General features: G+C 45.1%; 25 protein-coding genes. 6 read left to right on the top strand and 19 right to left on the bottom strand.

Annotated features, from left to right (window positions below; all coding sequences use genetic code 11):
* Positions 1-86: 86 nt before the first annotated feature.
* The 15 genes from FC83_RS06530 to FC83_RS06460 form a co-directional block, all read right to left on the bottom strand.
* A complete protein-coding gene (locus tag FC83_RS06530; RefSeq protein WP_035454876.1) occupies positions 87-782 on the bottom strand; it encodes a VIT1/CCC1 transporter family protein in 696 nt (231 codons plus the stop codon).
* 12 nt (positions 783-794) lie between these two features.
* On the bottom strand, positions 795-1,520 hold the full coding sequence (locus FC83_RS06525; protein ID WP_052004909.1) for a VIT1/CCC1 transporter family protein: 726 nt from the start codon (positions 1,518-1,520) through the stop codon (positions 795-797).
* A 10-nt stretch (positions 1,521-1,530) separates the two neighbouring features.
* Complete coding sequence (locus FC83_RS06520; protein WP_057002554.1) at positions 1,531-2,013, bottom strand: glutathione peroxidase; 483 nt, start codon at positions 2,011-2,013, stop codon at positions 1,531-1,533.
* A 76-nt stretch (positions 2,014-2,089) separates the two neighbouring features.
* Positions 2,090-2,527 (bottom strand): MarR family winged helix-turn-helix transcriptional regulator, encoded by a 438-nt coding sequence (locus FC83_RS06515; protein ID WP_152537773.1) that lies wholly within the window; start codon positions 2,525-2,527, stop codon positions 2,090-2,092.
* Positions 2,528-3,166: 639 nt separating this feature from the next.
* Positions 3,167-3,544, bottom strand: coding sequence for a PTS glucitol/sorbitol transporter subunit IIA (locus FC83_RS06510; RefSeq protein WP_035454879.1), 378 nt, complete (start codon positions 3,542-3,544; stop codon positions 3,167-3,169).
* A gap of 35 nt (positions 3,545-3,579) precedes the next feature.
* Complete coding sequence (gene srlE / locus FC83_RS06505) at positions 3,580-4,599, bottom strand: PTS glucitol/sorbitol transporter subunit IIB (protein ID WP_057002553.1); 1,020 nt, start codon at positions 4,597-4,599, stop codon at positions 3,580-3,582.
* Positions 4,600-4,612: 13 nt separating this feature from the next.
* Complete coding sequence (srlA, locus tag FC83_RS06500; protein WP_057002552.1) at positions 4,613-5,197, bottom strand: PTS glucitol/sorbitol transporter subunit IIC; 585 nt, start codon at positions 5,195-5,197, stop codon at positions 4,613-4,615.
* Between the two features lie 8 nt (positions 5,198-5,205).
* Positions 5,206-5,718 carry a transcriptional regulator GutM gene (locus tag FC83_RS06495; RefSeq protein WP_035454885.1) on the bottom strand — a complete coding sequence of 171 codons (513 nt, stop codon included), beginning with the start codon at positions 5,716-5,718 and terminating at the stop codon, positions 5,206-5,208.
* Positions 5,719-7,581, bottom strand: coding sequence for a BglG family transcription antiterminator (locus FC83_RS06490; protein WP_057002551.1), 1,863 nt, complete (start codon positions 7,579-7,581; stop codon positions 5,719-5,721). It abuts the gene before it with no gap.
* A 10-nt stretch (positions 7,582-7,591) separates the two neighbouring features.
* Entirely contained in the window at positions 7,592-8,395 is an 804-nt protein-coding gene (locus FC83_RS06485) for an SDR family oxidoreductase (RefSeq protein ID WP_035454888.1), read from the bottom strand.
* A 191-nt stretch (positions 8,396-8,586) separates the two neighbouring features.
* Complete coding sequence (locus FC83_RS06480; protein WP_057002550.1) at positions 8,587-9,756, bottom strand: ROK family transcriptional regulator; 1,170 nt, start codon at positions 9,754-9,756, stop codon at positions 8,587-8,589.
* A 200-nt stretch (positions 9,757-9,956) separates the two neighbouring features.
* Positions 9,957-11,285, bottom strand: coding sequence for a glycoside hydrolase family 30 protein (locus FC83_RS06475; RefSeq protein WP_035454890.1), 1,329 nt, complete (start codon positions 11,283-11,285; stop codon positions 9,957-9,959).
* Positions 11,286-11,322: 37 nt separating this feature from the next.
* A complete protein-coding gene (locus tag FC83_RS06470; RefSeq protein ID WP_057002549.1) occupies positions 11,323-12,597 on the bottom strand; it encodes an MFS transporter in 1,275 nt (424 codons plus the stop codon).
* Between the two features lie 180 nt (positions 12,598-12,777).
* Positions 12,778-13,332: a TetR/AcrR family transcriptional regulator gene (locus tag FC83_RS06465; protein WP_035454892.1), complete on the bottom strand. Its 555-nt coding sequence runs from the start codon at positions 13,330-13,332 to the stop codon at positions 12,778-12,780.
* A 15-nt stretch (positions 13,333-13,347) separates the two neighbouring features.
* The gene (locus FC83_RS06460) at positions 13,348-15,276 is read right to left on the bottom strand and encodes a right-handed parallel beta-helix repeat-containing protein (protein ID WP_057002548.1); all 1,929 of its coding nucleotides are present in this window, start codon (positions 15,274-15,276) and stop codon (positions 13,348-13,350) included.
* 121 nt (positions 15,277-15,397) lie between these two features.
* Here FC83_RS06460 and FC83_RS06455 point away from each other — a divergent pair, with 121 nt between their 5' ends.
* Complete coding sequence (locus FC83_RS06455) at positions 15,398-16,201, top strand: helix-turn-helix transcriptional regulator (RefSeq protein WP_035454895.1); 804 nt, start codon at positions 15,398-15,400, stop codon at positions 16,199-16,201.
* A 48-nt stretch (positions 16,202-16,249) separates the two neighbouring features.
* Here FC83_RS06455 and FC83_RS06450 read toward each other — a convergent pair whose 3' ends face one another.
* Together FC83_RS06450 and FC83_RS17035 are read right to left on the bottom strand one after the other, a co-directional pair.
* Complete coding sequence (locus tag FC83_RS06450) at positions 16,250-16,531, bottom strand: hypothetical protein (RefSeq protein ID WP_035454898.1); 282 nt, start codon at positions 16,529-16,531, stop codon at positions 16,250-16,252.
* Positions 16,532-16,557: 26 nt separating this feature from the next.
* Positions 16,558-16,722: a hypothetical protein gene (locus FC83_RS17035; protein WP_156405573.1), complete on the bottom strand. Its 165-nt coding sequence runs from the start codon at positions 16,720-16,722 to the stop codon at positions 16,558-16,560.
* 177 nt (positions 16,723-16,899) lie between these two features.
* On the opposite strand from FC83_RS17035, the gene FC83_RS06445 reads away from it, so the two are divergent.
* The 5 genes from FC83_RS06445 (at position 16,900) to FC83_RS06425 (ending at position 22,176) form a co-directional block, all read left to right on the top strand.
* Entirely contained in the window at positions 16,900-17,286 is a 387-nt protein-coding gene (locus FC83_RS06445) for a hypothetical protein (protein ID WP_057002547.1), read from the top strand.
* Positions 17,287-17,798: 512 nt separating this feature from the next.
* Positions 17,799-18,281, top strand: coding sequence for a GNAT family N-acetyltransferase (locus tag FC83_RS06440; protein WP_035454900.1), 483 nt, complete (start codon positions 17,799-17,801; stop codon positions 18,279-18,281).
* An 89-nt stretch (positions 18,282-18,370) separates the two neighbouring features.
* Positions 18,371-19,297, top strand: a complete 927-nt coding sequence (locus FC83_RS06435; RefSeq protein WP_035454903.1) for an AEC family transporter — start codon at positions 18,371-18,373, stop codon at positions 19,295-19,297.
* An 81-nt stretch (positions 19,298-19,378) separates the two neighbouring features.
* The gene (locus tag FC83_RS06430; RefSeq protein WP_035454906.1) at positions 19,379-20,566 is read left to right on the top strand and encodes an aminotransferase-like domain-containing protein; all 1,188 of its coding nucleotides are present in this window, start codon (positions 19,379-19,381) and stop codon (positions 20,564-20,566) included.
* Positions 20,567-20,820: 254 nt separating this feature from the next.
* On the top strand, positions 20,821-22,176 hold the full coding sequence (locus tag FC83_RS06425) for a PA domain-containing protein (protein WP_057002546.1): 1,356 nt from the start codon (positions 20,821-20,823) through the stop codon (positions 22,174-22,176).
* A 71-nt stretch (positions 22,177-22,247) separates the two neighbouring features.
* On the opposite strand, the gene FC83_RS06420 is transcribed toward FC83_RS06425, so the two are convergent.
* Positions 22,248-23,480, bottom strand: a complete 1,233-nt coding sequence (locus FC83_RS06420; RefSeq protein ID WP_035454910.1) for an ABC transporter permease — start codon at positions 23,478-23,480, stop codon at positions 22,248-22,250.
* Positions 23,473-24,369, bottom strand: a complete 897-nt coding sequence (locus FC83_RS06415) for an ABC transporter ATP-binding protein (RefSeq protein ID WP_035454913.1) — start codon at positions 24,367-24,369, stop codon at positions 23,473-23,475. The genes FC83_RS06420 and FC83_RS06415 overlap by 8 nt, the downstream gene beginning before the upstream one ends.
* Between the last annotated feature and the right edge of the window lie 3 nt (positions 24,370-24,372).

The following is a 24,372-nucleotide window of genomic DNA, read 5'->3' as shown; positions in this document are numbered from 1 at the left end:
AAGCCATGGTAGCTTGAACTAAATTGAAACTTGTCTAACTTTTCTATTGCACTTCAACCCGGGCTAAGGATTTTTTAATAGATGTTTTATAAAGCTAAGCCAATGGCATAATGGATGACCATGGTGATGATCCCCACGATGACACTGCGGGCAATGGCATTTTTCACCAGGCCCCGGCCGACTTTGGCGCTCAAGAAACCGGTGAGGGCCACGGAAAGCGCCACGGCTAAAATCGTGCCCGGCCATTTGAGACCAGCGGGCAACAGGGTCATGGCGGCCAAGGGAAAAATTCCCCCACTGGCGGCAGAAAACATGGAAGAAAAGGCTGCCGACCAAGGATTCATATAGTGATTCAAGGTCAAGTCGTGTTTGACCTGGACCACGGTGGCCAAAGGTTTCTTAACCATTAAGTCCGTGGCGATTTCCGTGGCCGTGGCTTTGGAAACACCCTTATGTACGTAATAAGCGATGACCGCCGCTAATTGGCCTTGATAATCGGTTTGCAATAACGCCCGTTCTTGGGCAACGACGGCTTTTTCAGTGTCTTTTTGGGAGCTCACTGAAGCGTATTCCCCAGCGGCCATGGAAAAGGCACAGGCTAATAGGTCCGCTAAGCCGGCAATGAAAATCGTAAATTCATTGGTTGTGGCCACAGCCACGGAAAATAACACGCCCACCACCGTGAGGATACCATCGTTGGCCCCCAGCACCCCGGCCCGCAAGGTGTTGGATCGTTCTTGGATGGTCATGGCCGTTTTCTTATGGGGTAACATATTTAACATAATGGCGTCCTCCTATCTAGCAAACAAGCTACCGATCAAATAAGTCATCAACATGGTTAAAGACCCGGAAATCACATTGCGCAGTACGGCTTTGAAGCGGTTGGCCTTGCCCAGTGCCGCGGCGGCGTATCCGGTGAAGGCCAAGGCGATGATCACGGCGGCCACCGTGGCCAGCAGGCGAATATTGCCTGGGAACAAGGTGATGGCTACTAGGGGTAAAATCGAGCCCAAAGGAAAGGCCACCATGGATGCCAGGGCCGCAGAAATGGGATTGGTGTGGTCCTTGGCATCAAAGCCGTAGCGTTCCCGGACCCCGGTGCTCAAAGCATCTTTGGTCATCATTTCTTGAGCGGCTTTTTGAGCCAGTTCGGGTTTAATGCCGGTTTGCACATATTGTTGGGCGATGTGAGCCACTTCGGCGTCATAATCGGTGGCTAAACGCTGCGTTTCGGCCTGAACCGCCCGGCGTTCCGTGTCCCGCTGGGCGTTCACCGACACGTATTCCCCCATGGCCATGGATACCGTGCCGGCCAACATCCCCGCAATCCCCGCTAAAAAGATGGCATAGCTGTTGCTGGTGGCCCCAGCCACGCCGATGACGATACCGGCGATGGATAAAATCCCGTCGTTGGCCCCCATGACGCTAGCCCGGAGCACATTGATTTTTTCCGCCAGGGAAACTTGGCGCTGGCGATTTAGAAAGGCTATTTTAAATGGCGCTTTTCTCACTTTTTGCATGGCACGCACCTCACTTTTGGACTGACAAGACAGATTCGATCATGGGTTTCATTTTCAAGGGATTGGTTTCAGGGGCATAGCGTTTCACCACATTACCCTGGGCGTCCACTAAGAATTTGGTAAAATTCCATTTGATACGGCTGCCAAAGTGGCCGGGCATGGTCTTTTCTAAGTAAGTAAACAATGGCAAAGCATCCTGGCCGTTCACATCATGGATGGCGTGCATGGGAAAGCTGACACCATACGTCATGCGACAAGCGGCGGCAGCGTCTTGGCTATCGGCGATTTCCTGGTGAAATTGATTGGAGGGAAAGCCTAAAACCACTAAGCCCTGATCCTTGTACGTTTGATATAATGCTTCTAATTGTTTAAATTGGGGCGCGAACCCACACTTGGTGGCGGTATTAACGATGATCATGGGATGGCCCTGATATTTGGCCAAAGCATAGTTGACGCCGGTTTCGCTGGTAACTTCGTAATCATAAATTGTCATGTTGAAAAACTCCTTTTTGGATAAAATGTTTTTTCGGTCGTGCGCGATTATTAGTGGCAAATAAAGGGGATGATCCTCATCCCACGGCTGTTTTTAAATCTGCAATCAACGCATCATTGATTTTAAGGGCTTCTTTATACTGGCTCACATCTAATTGATCTTGGCCCACACAGGCTTTGATGGCTTCAAAAATCGGCCCTTGACTGGCCTTGCCTTTGTCAGTGAGTTCAACCACCAATTGGCGCCGGTCAGCGGCAGGTTGTAGCCGCACCAGCCAGCCGGCGGTTTCTAAGCGCCGCAATAAGGGGGTCAAGGTATTGCTGCCAAAATCTAATTTGGCCCCCAGGTCATGTAAATTTTGATGATCTTGTTCCCACAGTGCTAGTAGCACAATGTATTGGGTATAAGTTAAATCAAAGGGCTTTAAGGCCTTTTGATAGAATTGGATAAATAATCTATTGGCATTATAGACCGAAAAGCATAATTGATTTGCTAATTTCATTTCTTCTGGAATCAAATGACTTGTCCTCCATTCAATCGTGCACGATTATTTATGATTACTTTACCGCTTATGGTTAAAAAGTGCAAGCCTTTTTTGAGGATCAAGTTAAAATTTTATTGTTAGGCAAACGCCATATCAATACGGTATAATCATTGAGTCGCCTAACCAATCTTGCGATAGATTGGAGGTGTCTGTTATGTTAATTCATCTTCTCGAACCCCTTGCGGTGGCGCTTCTTAGCGCGTTATTCTCCGAGTGGTTAGCTCGCAAACGCCGCAAGTAGTATTCTTTAGGCGACAATCTAATCCACCCGCTTGAGATATAAGTGCAAAAAAATCCCTCAACTTACTGCCCGTAGTTGGGGGATTTGGTGTCACTATGTTGATTCATCTTCTGTAAGTTATTATAGCATATCTTGATTTTAAATGAAAAGTAAAACGGTTGTTTTGTGCTCACAAAAACCCCTCAACTTAGTCCTAGGCGTAGTTGAGAGATTTGGTGTAAACATGATTATACATTTTCTAAATTGAATTATAGCATACCGCCATTCAAAATGAAACGCCAAACGATCTATGACGACGCACTACGCATTTCCATGCACAAAAATAACCCCGCCATAACAGCTTAGGGTTAATTTAAGATACCTTATGTCTAACCAATCGCAATTCTCGAACCTACTTTGATCTCTGGATAAGCTTTAGCCTCTACATAAACCGAACCGGCTAATTCAGGGGTTTGATCTCCGGTGAAATTCACAGCCACGTGGCCTAAGTTTTCCAAATTCTTTTGCGCTTCGTTGCCTATTGCGGTAATTTGGTAAGTTTTATCATCAACAGACAGGGTCATCCCCGGCTTGATGGCATCCCTTACCGGATTTACCTTGATAATATAACAAGAGGACCGCAAGGCTTCTGGGGCTTCATCCCCGAATAAAATTGCCATATTGATATCTTTAAAGCCTTCCGCTTCGCCGCCAATTTCCACGACGGTTGTTTCGAAAATCGTTTGTTGATCAGTTTGTTGTGTCATATGGACCACCTTCGTTAGTTTAGATTTAAATGAGATTATTTACCGGGATATAGGCCAAAGCTAGCTAGCCAGGCCACAAATACCCGGGGTGCGCCGTTGATAAATCTGGAATACAGCACCGAGGGTACCCCCACTTCAACAGTCTTGGCTTCGGCTTCTTCTAAGCCTAAGCCCACGGGGATGAAATCAGCCCCGTTTTGCGTATTGATGGCAAATAGTGCTGGGAGGGCAAATTGTGGGGAGATATGACCCTTGCCAATTTCCACCCCAATAAGTGTGCCAATGATTTGGCCAATAACCGCGCCCGGTCCCAACAATGGGGATAGGAATGGTAAAGAACAGATAAAGCCCAGGATCATTAAGCCCCACACATTACCAGCTAAGGGCACCATGATTTTCGCAAAGGCCTTGCCAATACCTGAGCCTTGAATGATCCCAATTAGCAATGCTACAAAGGCCATAAAAGGAATAATGGTATTGATCACGGTTTTAACGGCTTCTTTGGCGGCCTGGTTAAAGGTAGCCACGACCTTCCCGGCGCCAATCCCAATCTTGGCGATAAAGTTTTGCTTGTTAGGCTGTTGGGTAATCGGTTTGGTGGTATCAAATTTGGCCTCATCGGCATCAGCAACTTCTGGATCAGCGCTTGCTGCTGGCGAACTGGCCGCCGTTGCAGCAGCATTGTCACTGACTTCAGAAACCTGCTTCTCACCCACGGCCGACACGTAAAGTTCTGGGGTGATGTATTGTTGTAGCGGCCCACTTTTACCCGTGGGCATCACATTAACTGTTAAGATACCCTTTTTTGGATAAAGGCCACAGCGCAAGGTCCCGCCACAATCCACAATAGCCAGGGCAGTTTCATTTTCAGGAATCGAGGTTTTAAAGCCGTCGATGGCCTTCATGCCAGTAATTTTTTCAATTTTATCCACGATCTTAGGGCGATTGCCCCCGGTGACATAAATAAATTTATGTTTTTGAGCTGTGGGGGTGATGAACAACGGGCCACCCCAGCCGCCAGAGCCCTTCTCGATACGTACGCTTTTCCAAGCCATGCTCGTTCCCTCCTTATGCCGTCGCTTTTTCGTCTGATTCAGCCGGTTTGTTGGTCAATTTGACTTCTTTGGATAATTTGATGCCACTACTCTTACAAACATAAGCGGTGGTGAAGTCCGTCACCCAACCGCCGATAAAGTTCATCACTAACCCCACAAACATATAGCGAATGGCTAAATCCATGGTATTCAGCCCTAATTTTTGAATACCTTGCGCCACCCCTAGCCAAATGAATAACTCCCCGGGGTTGATGTGGGGAAAAATCCCATTACTGGTGTGACAAAATTGGGCTTGAGCAGCGTAATAACTGGGTTTATAGTATTCGGGCAAGAAGCGGGCCAAGGTGTAACACATGGGGTTCCCCAGCATAAAGGCCGACAGAAACGGCAAGATCAAATACCGGGTGACCACATTTCTAGAAGAAGCGTGGGCTAATTTATTCATCCGATCTTCACCCAAAAAGGCAATAATGGCATTCATTAAGACCAACAGGAGTAAAACCACGGGCACAATTGAGGACATCCAACTGATAAATGTCTTCCCACCAGTTTGGAATAAGTTCATAAACCATGAGGCAAAACCAGTAATATATTGCATTATTTAACTCATCTCCATTTTTCTAACCGTTTTTGATCCGTCCGTTGGTGCCAATAGCTAAAGAATTGTTCACCCAAGTCTTTGATTTTCACAAACATTGGCATGGAAAAGACATTCACCGAGGTGTCATAAGCACTATCAGCTAACTTGCCATTTCTAAATTCCACATAATTCTTATAAGCATTGAGTAAACAGCCCCGGGTCAGGCGATCCATGCGTTGTAGCTGGGTATAGTCGGCAGCCACCACGAGTAAATATTGACCTGCGAGGCTAGGGATAGTTTTAAACTTAGCAAAAATTGTAATCCCTTTCATAATTCTAGCTTCTTGAATTAAGCCATCCGCGGTAATCGAAATCAAGAAGAGCGTCCCGGATTGAAACCGCTTGGGGTTCTTCCCAATCAAGACCCGCCCCTGGTGTCTTAATTCACTATAATTTTTTGAAAAATTCTTAATCTGAAAAAATCCTAGGGCGCTTTGAATTAAGAAAGCCCCAACTAAAGCTAAGCCTAAAACTAACATCTAAATCCCCTCCACAATCTGTGCCAATGGCCGTTTGTTATCAAAATGCAACAGGTTATGATATATTCTTTGATTCTGGGACACTGAGAAAATAAAATCATAAACTTGCGACAGGGCCTTGCTTAATTGCCCATCCACTTTTTGAGGAATCCCAATCAAGAAAACCAGTTGAACTTTTCGCTTGGCATACGTGATTTCCCGTTCATAATAGCCGATGGTCAATAACACCCGGGGTGCCCCGGAATCATCGATAACATGGGGAATGGCCACGCCATTTTCGTAAATATTTAACTTCTTTTGCTCCCGCTTATACCAACGATCCACAAAGGATTCATTGACTTGGCCCAATTCGATTTCTTGTTGGATCAGCCATTCACTCCCCTTAAAATAATCCAATTTCTGGGGGATTTGCACGATGCGAAAATCGCATAGTTTTTTATGAATCAAATCCGCCACAAAGGACACGTTGATGCGGCTAATTAATTCCTGGGTCCGGAACACGCTGTTGATGCGGACAATCGGCACCGAATAGGGGATGTCAGTTTGATCAATGGGCCAGTTGGAGAAGATAATTAAATAATGAAACTGGGATTGCTTCAAGGCGGCTTCCGTACTGAAAGTATCAACCCCAATGGCATCTTGGAACATCTCCCCCACTTGATGGGTGATCAATTTCTTGATGCTGCGACTCACTTCACCCACAATCGCCACTTTGCGCTTAGGATCTAAGCGGGCGTCTTCAATTTCCATCTGGTAATAAATCGCCAAATAGTTCACTTCGGTATCCGGCACCGCCGCCCCAATTTGAGCTTCCAAGGCTTTAGCCGTGGACATGGCCAACTCTAAGGCCACCGGGAATTTCTCAATGACTTCATCACTTAAAATCGAGTCAGATGTCACTTTGAAAATAAGCCGGTTAATCATGAACAATAAGTGATAGCGAATTTGGTCAAATACATGCTCAAAGTTCAAGTCAATATCGATGGTCCCCATGACGGTAGTTTGAATTTGCTGATACAGTTGATGGACCCATTGCAGGCGTTGTTGCAACAACTCATCGTCGGTTGCCGGCAAGACCTTCAAATTCAAGGGATAACAGAGAAAGTCGATTTCTGTGGGGGTTAACTGAACTGCTAACACCTCATTGACCAAGGCCACCAGGGGCGCTAGTTTAGCCCTTGGCAACAATGTCTGATAATGGGGAATCGTCCCTTCTAGGCGATGATCAGCTCCCTGCAACTCGGCTAAAGCGGCAAGGTTATTGTTGATCAATGCCGTGGTGTGACTGGCTTCATCTAAGTCCCCCAGGATTTGATTCAGCTGGGTCCTTTGGGCGGCACTCATGGCCGGTGCTTCGCCAGGATAATAGTCAAAAATCAACTGGGTTAATAGTAAACCATAATTATAGTCGTGGGCAACGGTGAGTTTAATGCCCTTATTCGTAATCGCCACAATATCAGCTTGATAATTGGGCAAGACTTTCTTGAGTATTTTAATATCCTTATTCAGCGTGCCTTTGCTTACGGTTAATTCTTCGGCCAAATCATCTAGGATGATATAAGTTGGCGATTTAATCAAGCGTTGTAAGATAAAGGCCTGGCGCTTTTGGGGATCATTGAAATCTAATTGGCGTTTAAGATAGCCCGTTTGCAACTTCGTGAGTTGCGCAAAGTCGTCAACTTTCAAATAAAAGTTTTGTTGATTACTTCTGACTTCCGCAATCTGTTGTAAATCATCATTCAAATCCTGGATTCGCTTTAACATGGTTCGATTAGAGACATGAAACTGAGCCGTTAATTCAGTCATGCTTAAGGAATCATTGGTGATAAAGGCCTTCATTAAACGATAATTTTGTTCTTCCATACCATCAGTCCTAACCTCGTGATTTACCTCCGGCGACGTTAGTGGTCACACCGGTAATATAACTTGACCGATCAGACAAGTAGTAAGCCACTAAATCTGCGACCTCACTCAGTTTACCACTTCTCCCCAAAGGCGTTGTCGTGGTGCTCTTATAGCCGGCCCGAACCTGTTGAACGGTCTTATGTCTGGAATAGGCCAATGCCTCTTCGTAAGAAATTGTGCGCAAACCCGTTGCTTCCATGATACCAGGGGCCACACCAACCACGCGAATGTTAAATTCACCTAATTCCTTGGCCCAAGAACGGGTAAAGCCGTTGATGGCGCCTTTCGTTGCGGAATAAGGACTTTGGCCTTGGGAACCTTCCAAGCCAGCTTCAGAGGACATATTGACAATGACCCCGTAATGCTGTTTAGCCATTTGCCGGGCCACGGTCTGGCTCATTAAGAAGACACTCTTGACGTTGACACTAAACATCTTATCAAATTCGTTTTCTTTGAGTTCATATTTGCATTTGGGATCTTTGGCGTCCACTAACAACCGGGGCATATTGATACCGGCGTTATTCACCAAGCCATCAATAACGCCATGATCGGCAATGGCTTGATCTACAATGCGTTGCACATCAACTTCTGAAGTCACGTCAGTCTTCAGGTAAGTCAAATTGTCATTGTCTTCTTCACTGGGTTGCAAATCAGCGTCATAAACGTAGACGTTTTGTTGTAACAATTCATGGACAATGGCTGCCCCAATACCTGAAGATCCACCTGTTACAATTACAACTTTTTTATCTAAACCTAACCAGCTATCTGCCATATTCATCGAGCTCCTTTTTGTTTGTTTACTTAACTTACAAGTACATCGTACTGTAACCGATTACATTTATTAAGTCAGTGTTTTTCAAACCGGGGTGAAAATGATTGTACTAATGTTATTTTGGCTAGTCTTTACAAAAAAAGCACCGCCAAGAATGGCCCATTAGGGCGGTTCTTGACGGCGCTCAGCTATCAATTAACTAGATCCGTAAAAGACAACTCGTAATCTTGTAAGTTTAAAACTTCATGGGTCACCAGGGCACAGCAGCCCAACAAAGGCGCTAGGTTAGCCGGGGTTGTTAATTGAATGGGGGTTTGCAGGCCCAGTGCTTTAATTTCCGCTAAAATGGCTGTCAACAGTTCAGGGATGGCCTCAATTAAAGGGGAGCTCAAGTAAATCGCCGTGGGGGCCAGACTAATGGCCACGTTGTAGATGACCTTGGCAATGGAACGGCTGAATTTATTAAGGCTGGCCTGGACGATGGCATCCCCGGCCTGGTTCAATTGCACCAACGTCCGCCGATCCAAATTTGCCCGGTTAGTTTGGTGCTGGACTTGTTCAATGATGGCGTCTTCCGAACAAAAATCCTCCACTTTCCGATACTGCTGGTCATCGGTATCGTGGGTGAACATTAACGAACGGCCAATTTCCCCCGCTTGACCATGACGGCCCCGGTAAAGCTGGCCGTCTAAAATAATTCCCGCCCCAATGCCCCGGTGGATACTAATGGCCAAAATATTAGCTTCATTGGTGGCTTGGCCAAAATCCCGCTGATAAATAGCCACGAGGTTGGCTTCATTTTCCAATAACACGGGAATATGGTAACGTTGCTGATAATAATCGGCTAAATCTAGCTTGCCCATATCAATAAAGGGCGAGTTGATAATTTGGTTGTGGGCCACTACCCCATGGATCGAAAAACCAATCCCCAATAGGCCTTGCTGGGTGGTATCGGCTGCCAGTGAGCGGTCAATTTGGTCATTAATGCGATGTAGCACTTCTTGTAGGTCATGCTGCTGCAGTTGAATCCGACCTTGAAAAATAATACGGCCATCCAAGTAGTTGGCGATGACGTGGAGATGGCGAAAGCCCAAATCAAAGCTGATGGTATAACCATAGCGCCCGTTGATTTTCACCAACATGGGTTTGCGGCCCCCGGCACTGGTGGAGCTGCCCGCGCCAATTTCATGGATATAGCCCTGCTGGTCCAGCTCGTTATAAAGGGCAGACACCGTTGATTTATTCAGGTTTAACCGGTGGGCAATTTCGACCCGGGAAATGGGTTGGTTGTTGAATATTTGTTGCAGGACTTGGCTTAAATTATGCTGATGTAATCCACCCCGTCCAGTTTGGTTGGCCATCACGAAGATCGCCTCCTCGTTTATTAAATTGGCACATTTTGCCAGGGTATTAAAACGGGGGGAGCGGCTTATTGCGCCTCTCCCCCCGACTTCTGACAACAATTAATGCAGCGAATCGCTGTCATTTTGAGCGTGATACTTTGTTACAATGATCCAAATGGCGAGCTACATGCAGGCTGTCATGGGGCCGGCACGTTTACTCAATCAAAAACAAACGTACTGAAAGAATGAGCTTGCACGGTAGCTTGGTAGTTCTTGCCTTTAACGGCGATTGAGATATCCCGGGCGTGGTTCATGCCATTAGACATGACGGCAACCACACTGCCATCAGGATTCTCATAAGCCGTCGCTTCCCCGGCGGCGTGGCCACCATAAGTCAATAAGTGGGCCCCAGGTTGAATGTAATGGGCATAATGGCGCATCACATAATATTCTGGGTTCAAGGTGGCTTCGCCCTTGTCCGCGTCCACGGAGATCATGCTGTTTTGCAGCCAACCCCAAGTACTGGAGCCCCCTTGTAGGACACTGTTCCAATATAAGTAGCCGTTGACGCCGTTGCTGAAGTAATGCCGGAACAAGTTGAAGACATATTCGGCATAAGTCCAAGTGTTGTCGCCATTGCCGCATTCGCTTTCGGATTGTAAATAACCTAATTCTGGGAAAGCCTGGACGGTGCGTTGTAAGACCATTTTCCCAGCCCATTGGTAAGTTACCCCTTTAATATATTGATAGGCCTCGGGGTCAGCTAAAACTGTTTCGGTGATCACGGGATAATCCGTGGTCTCATCTTTGGTCATTTCTGTATCTTCCAATGGTGAGTTGATAGTGCCTAACCAAATTTCTGTGTCTAAGCCAGCTTTTTTGAAAGTTGGGCCTAAGTATAATTTGATAAAGTCCCGCAATTCTTCGCCGGTCCAGTAACAAGATGGGAATTTTTGATCCCGTTGGGGTTCATTTTGCGGGAACAATTGGCTGATATGAATGTCCTCAGCTTCATAAGCTTGAATGAATTTCACGAAATAATCCGCATAGGCTTGTTGCACCTTAGGGTCATGTTTTAAAATACCATAGTTATAAACAGGATGGGATTTCATCCAAGTTGGGGGACTCCATGGGGAAGCGGAGAACTGAATGTTGGGGTTGCGTTGTTGGGCAGCTTTGATATAAGGAATGAGATGTTTCCGATCCCGTTCAATGGAAAAGTCCTTTAAGTCATAATCATCGGGGGTCTCATCCAAGGAATACCAGCTCAAGGCATAATCGCTGGCGCCAACGGGGATGCGGCACAGGGTATAGTTTTCACCCACACCGGGTTTAAATAAGTCATCTAAAACTTCATGGCGTTTGGCTTCGGGTAAATTTTCCAAGGCAACGGCGCCCAGTTCATTAAAGGTATGGCCGAACCCCCAGATTTCTTGGCGTTTTTCAGTGCCAATTTCCAGGTTATTGTGTAACGTGGTCGTGGTCTCTTTTAAAGGACTGGCCTTTAATTGAACCGCTTGAGTACTTTCGATTTGTGTTGCAGTCATTAGATTCACCTCTATATAATATTTAGGTCACAATTGCTTATTTCACTTTCTTGATCATCAAGACTAGGATGCCACCCACTAAGGCTAAGGCAGCACAGACTGGGAAGATGCCATAGTAACTACCATGGGCAGCGGTCACGATGGCTGCGGCCACGATGGGGCCTAAAATTTGGGAACCGGTGTTAGCTAAGTTCAAAATCCCCAAATCTTTGGCAGCAGTGTTGGGATCTGGCAAGACTTCCAGGTTCAAAGCTTGGTCCACGGAGAAGAAAATCCCCATCCCTAAACCAGCGACTAACCCATAGACGATCATGGTCCAAGGGGCGTTGGAGAAGGCTGGCATGGCAACCCCAATGGCCACTAACAAAGCAGCGGTGAACACGGGGATTTTCCGACTCTTGATTTTATCGGAAATTGGGCCGGCGGTGATGGACATGACAATGGCCGTTATCATCATTAAGGTTGAAATGATGGACACATATTTTTGCTGGCCGCTGGTATTTAACTTAATATAATCGCTTAAAATATATAACTGATAACCCATAATGGCTGTTGTGGCGGTGTTGATCATCATTTTCCCGAATAAGGCCAAGTAGAAATCCCGGGCGTGATGAATTGGGAAGACGAAGTTTTGAACGAACATGTCAAAGGTAAAGTGTTTCTTAGGCATGGCTTTACTGGATGGTTCCCGGACAATGACGGCGGCTAATGGGCCGGCAAAAAGCGTTAACACACCCATGACGATGATCCCGGTGCCCACGGTACTTAAGAACTGGGCCCCTAAAACTTGACCACCGTATTGCCCGATAACGTAACCAAAGGCATAAATGGAAGAAATGGTGCCCCGGTGTTTTGGGGCCACCCGGTCTTGTAAGAAGGCCAGCAGTGGCGCCACAATGGCGTTTAGAAAGACTTGGTAAAAACACCAGGAAACCACCATCATGATCACGGAACTAGCGGCGTTAAACCACAGTAAGGTGACTAAGCCCCCAACGGACCCGGCAATGATCCACGGTGTCCGGCGCCCCCATCTGGAGCGGATCAAATCTGATAAGCCCCCGATGATGATATTGGCTAAGGTGGCCACGATCATGGCTGCCGAGGCTAAGAGGGCCACGATCTGGGCCTTGTCGCTTGGGGCAACTTGTTGGACTTTGGCTGGTAGTAAGACGGCATTGACCCCTAAGTATGGGCCTAACCACAGCAGGGCCCCTAAGCCAGTGGCCAGCCCAATTTTAATGGGTGCCTTTGGTTGTTGGTCGTCTTGAATCGTATCTTGCCAAACAACTTCGTTTTCGGTACTTTTTGACATTATTTTCACCTTTTTCTTTTGTGGTCGTAACTAAATGCATTTTAGTTGCGTTTGTTTAAAAGTAAGCAATGCCATCGCAATGGTTGGTTTAACTTATCAACCAGCATCATTGTAACCGCTTCCTAATAACTAGCAAACTACACCCTGACCAATTTGTGTAGCATCGACCGTTTTTTTATTTTATTTAAGCCGGGACAGTTGGTCGATGGATTGGATCAATTCCCCCAGACTACTGGTACTCAGGACAAATTTGCGGGTCAACACCCCCGCCAAGAAGCTCACGATCACTGACCCAATAAATTCCGCATGCAAATTGCTGGTGAGACTATGTTGGGCCACTTCCCCTTTGATCAAGGTCTCTAACTTCAGATAATAATCGCTGTCGCGGCGAGTGACCAATTGTAATTGCCAAGCCGCCCAGTTCCGGGCAAAAAGCGCGCGAACTTGGGCTAATAAGGCGGTTTTGTCGTCATTTTCGGTCATTAGAACCTGCATTAAGGCCTGCAATTGTTGCAAGCTGGTGGCTGCCACCAGAGTCTCAACTTCACAAATATTATTAAAATAACGGTAAAAGGTGGTTCGGGCGATGGGTATCCGCTTACATAATTGCTGAATGGAAATCATATCCACCGGATACTGATCATTTAACGCCACAAAGGCGTCACAAATCTTAAGTTGCGTGTTATTTAAATTCAGTGCCATCCCATCATTAGCTTGTCCAGAAATCATCTGCATCTTGATTACCTCCCTTTACAAATCAAACAAATCCAGTACGTTATCCCCTACTTTTAAATGAGCAAAGGGGCCGGCTAACCGCTGATCACCAGGGGTTTTTTCACCAAAGAAATCTTCATTTAAAACAATTGGACTGCCGTCGGGGTTGTCAAACGCCGCCCCAGCTAAGCGAACGTGGCCTAAGGTAGCCGTACTTTGTTGGGGGACTTTGAAGGCCACTAGGGCCGCTGGGACCTTTAAGGTCAAGCTGATGGCCGTGGCACTGCGCTGGACTTTCAGCCCCAGGGTCTTCGTGTTGGCCACTAGCGCTAGAACTTCATCAGCATAGGGTAAAGTGCCTTTAAAATAAGCATTGCCATTGATATAAGCCGGTTGGCGCACCGTCTCAAATAACTCCACATCCCCAGGTAGCCGTAGCGTGACAGCTTGAATAAAGGCGGTCATATCCTGGGGACTGCCGTTATACATCTGGGTGCCGGTGGGTTCATAGCCCTTTCGCGGGGCAAAAATATTATTGTAATAACGGTCATCACCCCCGTAAATGCAGGCATAACCTAAAATAGCGGTACTGTGGGGGACATGATAAGGCGTGGTGCGGTTTAACACACTTTGAATGGCAATGCTACCGGTGATCAAATTGTGGACAAAGGCCCCACCCTGGGCATATTCATGGATAGCCACCGGGGATAAGAAGACATTATGGTCCACTAAAAAGGGCCCGTGGTTGACTTCTGATAGTAGGTCCCGGAGGTTGTCGCTGAGTACATTTTGGGTGAGCCGGGTGCCTTGGGTTTGCCAATCCAGCCAAATCCCCAGGGTACAGTGCTCAATGAAATTATGGCGAATAATGGTATCAATGGGCCCGTGGAGCTTTAAGCCGGCGATCTCCCAGCCCCCGAATTCGCAACGGGTGCCAATATTGGCAATATGATTATCGGCAATTTCGCTAAAAGCGCCCCCTAAAAAGCCAATGATCCCGGCTTGGCCGCAATCGTGGATATAGTTGTGGTGAATGTGATGGCTGCCGATATGGGCTTTGTCCCAGCCGGCTTTGTAGGCGGCAAATAGGGTTTCAATTTGATATTGGTACCCGGGCTTATCATGGCGCTTGGAAAACTGATTTTCCTGAGCCATGGGGGTGGACCCCAGACTGATGGCACTGCACTTGGCGTCGTGTAAATCATTGTGGTCAATGACCCAGCCTTTAGCCCAATTCACCCCCAGGAGCCCCTCTTGCGTAGCTGTGGGTGGGGCCCAGTTGGTGGCTGCTTGGGCCATTTCAAAACCGCTGACCCGAATATAGTTCAGGCCCTTTTGCGTGGGGTAAAAGCAGAATTGGCGCACATTGACTTCCACCAGGGCTTGGTTAGGATCCAGGTCATGACAATTGATGAACAGCTTGGTTTCCGTCTGTGCAACTTGGGCAAACCAGCGATGACTTCTAAAATCGGCGTCAGGGTCGGCAACGGCTTTTTGGGTAATATAATCCACTGGTGCCGCCGGCGCATTACCCGCCAGCATTTCACCATAGTCACTGGCCTCATATAAGGCCCGACCATTGTAATAAACCGCACCAATATGGCGGCCTTGGGGCTGTTCCAACCAATCCCCAGCTAATTTAGTGGCAAAGGGATTGAATTGGCCAAACAAGACATTTTGAATGGTGGCTTGCCAAACCCCGGGTTCAACCAACTGCCAGTCCGCAATAACTTCAGAACCTTTAATGACCACCTGCTCCCCAGGCTGAACCCGGTACGTGATCATTTTGGCCGGACTTTGACCACCGAATTTTGGGTTGACCCATTCCCGATAAACCCCTTGATGAACAAGGATCTCATCGCCAGCTTGAGCAATTTGGGCGGCTTGATTAATGGTCAAAAATGGGGCTGTGGCCGTGCCGGGATTGGTATCAGCGCCATTTTTCATGACATGATAGGTCGTCAATGTGGCAATCTCCTTTCAATTTGGTATATTTATAATACAGCGCTTACAATGAATATGATAGATTGCAATTTGTCATTCAATGGACAATAATTGTGGTAATTTCAAAGGGGGGATTTAAAAGATGGTCTTATTTCAGCATTTCGGCTTAGAGAATTCACCGATTTTTAAACACTTTGAACTCACAAACTTCAACTTCCCCGTCCATCTCCACCGGGCCTACGAACTCATCTTGATCCAACAGGGGCAATTACACCTGCAAATTGAAGAACAAACCTACCGGGTCAACGCCCGGCAGTTTGCCATGGTCTTTCCCAATCAAATGCACAGTTTTGAGATGGCGCCCAATACCAAGGTAACAATTGTCCTTTTCTCCCCAGAAATTATTGGGGCTTTTAATGAACAGTATCAGAATTTAGTGCCGGAAAATTCCATTGTCTTTTATAATCAAGCCCTTAATTTTGACCGGACCGCCACCATTTTTGGCATTAAGAGCCTACTTTACGGCCTATGTGATCGCCTGGTGGAACAAACCGCCTTTACCCCCAGAAAAACCTCATCTCGGTTAAATATTGTCCACAATATTTTAGATTACATTAATGCCCATTATATGGAAACTTGTACGCTGAAACAAATTTCTCAAGTCATGGAATATGATTATGTTTATTTATCTAAATTATTTCAGCAAGTTATGGGAATGGCCTACACCCAATATCTGAATCGTTTCCGAATCTCTAAGGCCCGGCAGTTGTTGAAAAATACCGATGACCCCATCACCCAAATTGCCTTTAACGTGGGCTATGCCAATCAGCGCACCTTCAATCGTAATTTTAAAGCTCTGAATAAACTGAGCCCCGCTGAATATCGCCGTTCATCGGCGGTGACCTGGTATGAAAAGAGTGTCAAGGAAGACTATATCTCGGGGTAAATAAAAACGCCGGTAAATTTTACCGACGGCTGGCGCGAATTGCTTTATTTATGGTTGTTCTGTTGGTTTATCCACTGGCTTAGTTGTTTTGTCTTGGGCTGGTTTAGCTTGACTGACTTCATCCGGCACTTCTTCTAAGAACTTGTCCACAAAGGCTGACTCGATTTTCTTATAAGTGCCCACAACGCCCTTTTCAATTTTTGCGTTGGCACCGAATAGCGTTTTGGCAATTTTATCATTGCCGGCTTTGATGGTGCCACCAATTTTTTGATTGACGGTTGGTTCGCCATTGTGATTAGTTGTCTTCAAGCGATAATTTTTGTCTGTCATGATGCAGTCCTCCTTGAGTTGTCTGGTTAGATCAGCTTGGTGAGCCAATCCGCGATTTGGGTCATCCCTCGAAATACAATATGTTGCAACAAGGCGTTAATTTCTGGCTTTAAGGTTAAGCACATGACTAAGCCAAAAGCGATACCCCCTACGATGCTGAGCAGGATCGAATGAATCTGTTTGACTGCCATGATGTACCTCCTTATGGCTTGCCTTGACCATGATTCTATTATGCCCGGGAAATGTTTATGAAGTACTAATAAAATGTTGCTATCGTGTTAATCTGAGCCTAATTGCTGTCATCATTACCAACTTATGGATAAAATAAAGTTAGGAACTTGAACCCGTTTGCTGACGAGGTGAGGATCATGGTGGGATTACAACGTTTTATCTGGCATTATTTAAGTCTAGTTTTAGGCGTGATCGCCCTGATTTTGGGCATCGGTTCGATTGTGGCACCCCTGGGCAGTATCGCCGCCACCCTGGGGCCGGTGCAACTAACTTGGCTATCGGCCACCTTCAATCTCCTAGGTCGGCTCATTTATCTGGGCTACTTTGTGGGCTTGGCGGTCTTATTGCTGACGCTACTGCGGGAGGCTTGGCGCCTAAAAGTAACCCGGCGTTTCCATAAGACCCTACTTGGTCCAGCTATTCTTTTACTGGCCAGCCTGCTGCCTTTGTTTACCCCGGTGTTGATGCTAGTCACGTTATCATTATTGATTGTCGGTGGGATTATTTGTTTATTTTATCGCTGAAAAATAGGACCTGACAGCTGTTCAGACAGTTGCTGGGCCCTATTTTTATACCATTTTTTAACAAACCGAGGGACTAGCTACCTGCAAGTATGCTCATGGTTCTTAGATTTCTTGATACCATTACCCCTTACCCCATTTTACTTGTTTAGTAGCTCAGTCAATGGGACGTGTCTTTCAAAAGCCAATCTAAATTGTTATTCGCTAAAATATCCAAAAAAAAACGATTTTCTTATCGCATGTATAAGTTATGTTGTAGCGTATACATTAGAATGTCTAATGTATCTATTATCAATATTTGTTTTACTTATTTAATAGTTTGGCATATAGTGGCCTTAAATTACAAATCAATAAGACTTATTACTGTTATGTAATTTATCGAATTAAATTATCAAGGGTTTTTAATAATGGCAAAGAATTATGTTAGTACTATGTTCAACGCCAGAAAATCCTGCTAAGTGGTAACGTCACCCTTTCTGCCATTAGTGAAACTTATGTAAATTGGAGGTGAATAAATGATTCAAATTCAACCAATTCAAAATAGCGATAATGTAGCTTTGACGCATATCGTTCGCCAAGCATTAAAAGCCTATCAATTAGACATTCCAGGCACAGCTTATTTTGATCCTGAGCTTTCTGATTTAAGTAGTTTCTATCAAGCAAGTTCTAAACGTCAATATTTTGTGGCTAAATCTGATAATGGCGTTCTTCTGGGTGGCAACGGCATTGCTGAATATGATATGACAAATCAAGTTGCTGAATTGCAAAAATTATATTTAATCCAGTCTGCTCGCGGCCATCATTTGAGCTACCAACTACTTGATGCCGCCATTAGCTTTGCCAAGGGGGCTGGTTACAAAAAAGTTTATCTAGAAACACACCATAATCTAAAAGCGGCGATTCATACTTATCACAAATATGGCTTCACAGAACTAGACCATCCCTTAAATAAGGGAACGCATTCTGCAATGGATCGATTTTTTGTAATCTCAATTTAGCAGCCGCTCAACTAATGATCAGCACCTGGCAATTCAATCAACTACATCTGATATTTGATGGTGCACTACTATTAGTTAGGGGGCTTAAGATGGCCAAGATTTTGATTAGTTCCTTGTTGCCAATTGTTATCACTTTGTTAGTTGGTTATTTCGCCGGCTTTAAAAGAGACTTTGCTGAGCCGGATGCAGCGCTACTTAATAAAGTAATTATGAAATATACCCTCCCTTTAAGTTTATTTGGCGGTATTATTTCAACTAAGCGCACTGAAATATTACAAAATGTATCTGTAACTTTTTGGATTTTCAGTGGTATGGTCGGTGGTTACCTCGTGTTTTTCTTAAGTGCGCATTATTTATTTAAAACCAATCTTAGGCTGGCGGCACTAAGGGCTTTAACCATTTCTGGGCCGGCCATTCCATTTGTTGGACCAGTAATTTTAGGCGCGTTATTCCCAAAAGAGCGTTCACTTTTAATTGGCATTGGTAGTTTAATCTTAAGTACGATCCAATTGCCCATTTCGGTAATGATCCTTTCGACAGCAACCAAGACACAACGGAATAGTTTTTTTAAAAATGTCATCTCTATTTTTAAACCAGCTATTGTGTGGGCCTCGTTACTGGCCTTTATACTGTCAATAAATGGCGTTTATCTGCCAATTGAATGGCAAAACTGCTTTACGGTGCTTGGATCAGCTACTGGTGGGCTGGCACTGTTTGCGTCCGGTATTATCTTATTTCAAAGACGGCCTAAATTTTCAACGCCCGTTTGGATCAATACGGCCATCAAGAATATTATTTTGCCCAGTGTCATATTCAGAGTGATGTTGCTGTTTAACACAAATCCGCATATCACCAATATGGCCCTGGTATCGTTAAGTATTCCCACAGCAGCTATTGCTACTATTTTTGCCAGTCAATATAAAATTGCCGAACAGGAAATGGCTTCAACTTTATTTCTGAGCACTTTTACATCTGTCTTCACACTTGCAGGTTTAATCGTTATTCGCCATATCTAAATACTAATTCTTTCAATTTAATAAAAGCTAATGAAATATGCTTTTATCTCATAGTTATATAAGCGCAAAGGAGGATACTTTATGAATTATCATTTTTCAAGTCGTGTTCCGAAATCAGATGTTGATCCTGTTGGGGATATCCTAAAAATTGCTGGGAAACCTGGCATTATTTCGTTTGCCGGTGGGCTGCCAGCACCGGAACTATTTCCCGTGACGCAGATTGCCCAAGCGACTGCGCAGGTCCTTCAGGAAAAAGGTCGAGATGCCCTGCAATATGGTTCATCCCAGGGTATTCAAGAATTACGGAATGTTATTGTTGACCGCGTTAAGCTTGCGGGTATCCATACCGATGCCAACCATATTATGGTTGCCACTGGGTCTCAACAAACGCTTGATTTAACTGGGAAGAATTTTCTGGACAAGGGTGATACAGTCATCGTTGAAAGACCCACCTATCTTTGTGCGGTTGATGTTTTTAAATCATATGGTGCCCACTTTGCTGGGGTGAATATGGATGATGCTGGTATGAAGATGGCTGAGCTGGAGCAGGCGTTAATTGATAATCCTAGCGCAAAACTTATTTATACGATTCCTAATTTTCAAAATCCCACCGGTCGAACAATGAGTTTAGCAAGACGCCAAAAGGTTGCTGAACTAGCGGAGAAGTACGATGTAATGGTCCTTGAAGATAATCCCTATGGTGCTGTTCGTTTTGCGGGAAACAGTTTGCCATCAATTAAGTCTTTTGACAAATCCGGACATGTTATTTACATGGGTACATTTTCAAAGATCTTGGCGCCAGGCATGCGTTTAGGCTGGATCGTAACCGAGACCAAATTACTTAGTAAGTATACGATGATGAAACAGTCAGCTGATTTACATACTGATAACTTATCGCAATATATTGTGGCTAAATACGTTGCAATGTTTGATATCAATCGCCATATCCAATCAATTTGTAAACTATATCAAAAACGTGAACGATTGATGATGAACGCCATTCATAAATATTTCCCAAGCCATGTTAAGTGCAGTCAGCCTGAAGGTGGCATGTTCATTTGGGTAGAAATCCCAGCGATTAAGGATACCCAGGCACTGTTTGCTGAATGTATCAAAAACAATGTGGCCTTCGTGCCGGGAGAACCGTTCTATGAGGATCAAGGCGATCCTGGCAACTTTCGCTTAAATTATTCAAATATGTGTGATGACCAAATTGAAACAGGTATTAAACGCTTAGGCGCTGTGATAAAACAAATGATAAATTGCTAATGTTTTGCTAGCCAAAGTGGTCTATTGCAAAAATACAGTGTGGTTCAATGAGCCGCGCTTTTTTATACCTAGGCTAAATAATTCCGGTGACTTCACTATTTTTAAAAATACTCACGTTTGCGTTGATCCACTTTGAAACATGTCAGTCGTTTCAATAAAGACCATTCAAGATTTTCTAGCTTGTATTTTAACTAATGGCCGAGTATATTGTGCTAATAATTATGCCGCAAAATTTTAAGAACAGGTGATAAACTATGGATATTGATCAAGCAAGTTTGGCTGCGTGGCAGGCAAAACTCAAAGAGATTGGGCCGCGGTTAACCGCAACTGATGCACATCATAGATTCATTCAATTTTTACAGGATCAAATAAATGAACTTGGCTTTTCAAGCATACGATTTCCCTTTAAAATCAAACGCTGTCTTCAAGATAGTCACCACCTCCTAGACGAAGCTACGGGCAGTCCTATTTCCAATTTAGGCCCAGTACCCTACTCAGGTATTACTGATAAAAATGGTGTCACCGGACAACTTAGGTTTTATCATGGCAAAAATGATGCCGAGATGAAGGGCAAAATTGCCGTTATTAAGGTTCGCGATTTAATGTTGCCGACGTTCTTTTTAGTGGGACAAATGGCCCACTATCCAAAACAAGCCAAGCTAACTCGTAATATGCGGCATCCTTTAGTGGGCGCAACTTTAGCCATCAGTAAAATTCAAGCCGCTAAAGCCAGTGGGGCAATTGGGGTTATCTTAGTTTGGCAGCATATCAGTACAGGGTTGGCCAAAAATGAGATTTTACCCTTTACCAATGCTTACTTGGACATCCCCGCCATTTGGGTGCACGAACAGCAACTGGATAAGCTACAAACAATTAGTGCACAAGCAACGACCGTTGGCTTAACAATTACTGGCAGTTATCAAAGGGATGTCCCAACTGAGTCCTTTGTGGTGGTGGTTGAAGGTCAGCAGCCTGAACAACAGATTTTCATCAACAGTCATACCGATGGCCCTAATGACCTTGAAGAAAACGGGGCCATCGCTTTATTGACCCTACTTCAAGCCATCAAGAATCATGACTTGAAGTTTAAGCAGACCCTTGTCTTTGGATTTGTGAGCGGTCATTTTCAAATTCCGCAAAGTGGCCTAGCAAACCGCCAGGCGACTTCTAGATTACTGCGAGACTTTGAGGCTTACGAAACCAAGCACAATATTGCCATTCAAAAAGTTCTTGGCTTGACCATTGAACATCTCGGTGGTGCTGAATATGAGGATGATTTAAAACAAAATGCTTTGAAATTGAAAAGCCCTGATGATCCCATGTTTATCTACATTTCGAATGCCAAAAATAAAACCCTAGTTGAACAATGTTTAACTGAAATCAATCCCGTTGGCCAATATTTTTTACTTAAGGCCCGTAAAACAGCTTACTTTGGCGAAGGTCAGCCCTTATTTCAGGCTGGTTGGCCCACCATCTCTTTTATTGCCATGCCACTGGCTTTATGTCAACTTGGCGCTGCTGAAACAGAACCAGATATCAATACCATGTATGATCAAATCAATTTAATCTTAGCAATCCTAATAGCCAGTACACAGCAATTAGACGTTTAACCCAAAATAAGACCCCTCTACCGTATAACAATGCGGCGGTGGGGTCTTATTAAAATCATTTATAACTAGTATTATGTCCGTTGTTTCCGGTAAGACAAGCCCCGCTTAAAGCGTTTGAAGAAGCTGGAATCATCGGTTTGTAACATTAAGCCTTCGTAGATGCTGCCAATGTAAGTGGCGGACCCAATGATGGTGACCACTAAGATCAACAGGGAAATGGTGATTTCCACGGGACTGACGGTGTAATTGATCATGCGGAACGGCATGAAATACGAGGAGAAGAATGGGACATAAGACAAGATGGTCACCACGATTGAATGGGCATTGCCTTGAAATGGGAAGGTTGAGAAGAAAGCAACCAAATTCAAGTAAACCGCTGGCGTAGCCGCTTTAGAGGCATCTTCGACTTTGGCCACCAAGGCCCCACTGAAGGCCGACAGCACGGTGAACAAAACGACGCCTAGCAGTAGATAGAGCAAGTTGATATTGACCAAGTTATTCAGGACACCATCAATCAATGTTCGGTTATCTGCTATGATTTCGCGACTAAAGGACAAATGTTGCGCCAAAATATAACATAGTGCGCCACCGCCTAAATAAATAGCGATTTGAGTGAGGATTACCAGTAGAACCCCTAGAATTTTCCCAAAGAAATATTTCCGGGCAGTGGTACTGGAAAAGATGATTTCCATGATTTTGGTGCCCTTTTCCGACGCGATTTCTTGAGCAGTGATGGAGGCATAGGTGGTCAAGATCATATAAGCCAAGAAGGCCATGATCCAAAAGGAGAACATTTTTGCCATACTAACATTTTTTTGCTTTTCTTTGAGCTGTTGTCTGAAAATAGGCTGTTGCTGCAGCGCCTGAGACTGCTGCGGTGTAAGTTTAGCCTCACTAAGATTTAAAGCCTGTTGGTACTGGCTCAAACTGGCTTGGACTTGATTTTTCAAAGTATCAGCCATGTTGCGGGTACTATGGTAAACAGCTTTGACCTGCTGACCGCTTTGGCTCAGGACCAGATAACCTGCTATGTCTTCAGATTTTACCGCTTTTTCCGCGGCTTTTTGGGTGGTGATTTTTTGATTCACATCGTCTTTATTTTGCCGGATGACCTGTTGGCGCAGCGGTTGTTGTTGGCTGACCACAGCGATTTTATCCTGATTGGCAGTACTGCTGCCGGCTAAATAGCCGGCACCGCCAGAAATCACCAAGAGAATAAATGGCGATACAATCAAAATCAAGAAACTCCAGGTTTTTACTTGGCGTAGGTAAGTTTCGGCGGTGACGATCCATAGTTTATTCATGGCCAGCACCTACTTCCATGCGGAAAATCTCATCCAAAGTTGGGGCTTGTTGGACGAAGGCTTCGATGTATTTGCCCTGGGTCAGCGTTTCAAAAATGGCCGGACCAGCACCGGGATCGTCCAAGTGCAAGACAAATTGCCGGGGCCGGGGGGTCAACACTTGAGTCACATGGGGCAAGGCTGCTAATTCTTGGACGCTCCAAGGACCGGTGATGTGGATTTGGTTTTTGCCAAATTGATTCCGCACGTCATCTAAAGTACCATTTAAGATGGCTTGGCCATTGCGCAGCATCACTAAATTGTCGCAAACGCTTTCCACATTGGCCATATCATGGCTGGAAAAAATAATGGCCGCACCTTGATCCTTCGCCCCTAAAATGGCTTGTTTTAAAATATCCATGTTCACCGGATCCAACCCACTGAAGGGTTCGTCTAAAATGAGCAACTTGGGCTTGTGGATCATGGTACAGATGAGTTGAACTTTTTGCTTGTTCCCTTTGGACAGACTTTTGATTTTATCGACTTTTTGGCCTTTGACTTCAAAATGTTTCAGCCAAGGGTCAATTTGCGGCCGAATGTCCTTGGCCTTTTTGTCCTTCAGGCGGGCCAGATACACGATTTGTTGCTCAATGGTCAACTTGGGCATTAAACTGCGTTCTTCTGGGAGATAGCCAATGGTATCGAAAACTGTTTCGTCCACGGGCTGGCCGTGCCAACGGATTTGGCCGTCATAATCCAGGAAATTCAAAATACTGTGAAAGGTGGTGGACTTGCCGGCCCCGTTTTGGCCGATGAGTCCGGTGATTTCCCCGGGCACCACATCAAAACTGATGTCGTCTAGCGCCTGCAGGTCCCCAAATTTTTTGCTGCGGTGCTGAATACTTAACATGTT

This window comes from Agrilactobacillus composti DSM 18527 = JCM 14202 (genome assembly GCF_001436375.1).
Classification (GTDB): domain Bacteria; phylum Bacillota; class Bacilli; order Lactobacillales; family Lactobacillaceae; genus Agrilactobacillus; species Agrilactobacillus composti.
The sequence above is the reverse complement of the archived record's forward strand: the minus strand, read 5'-3'. Positions and strand labels throughout refer to the sequence as shown.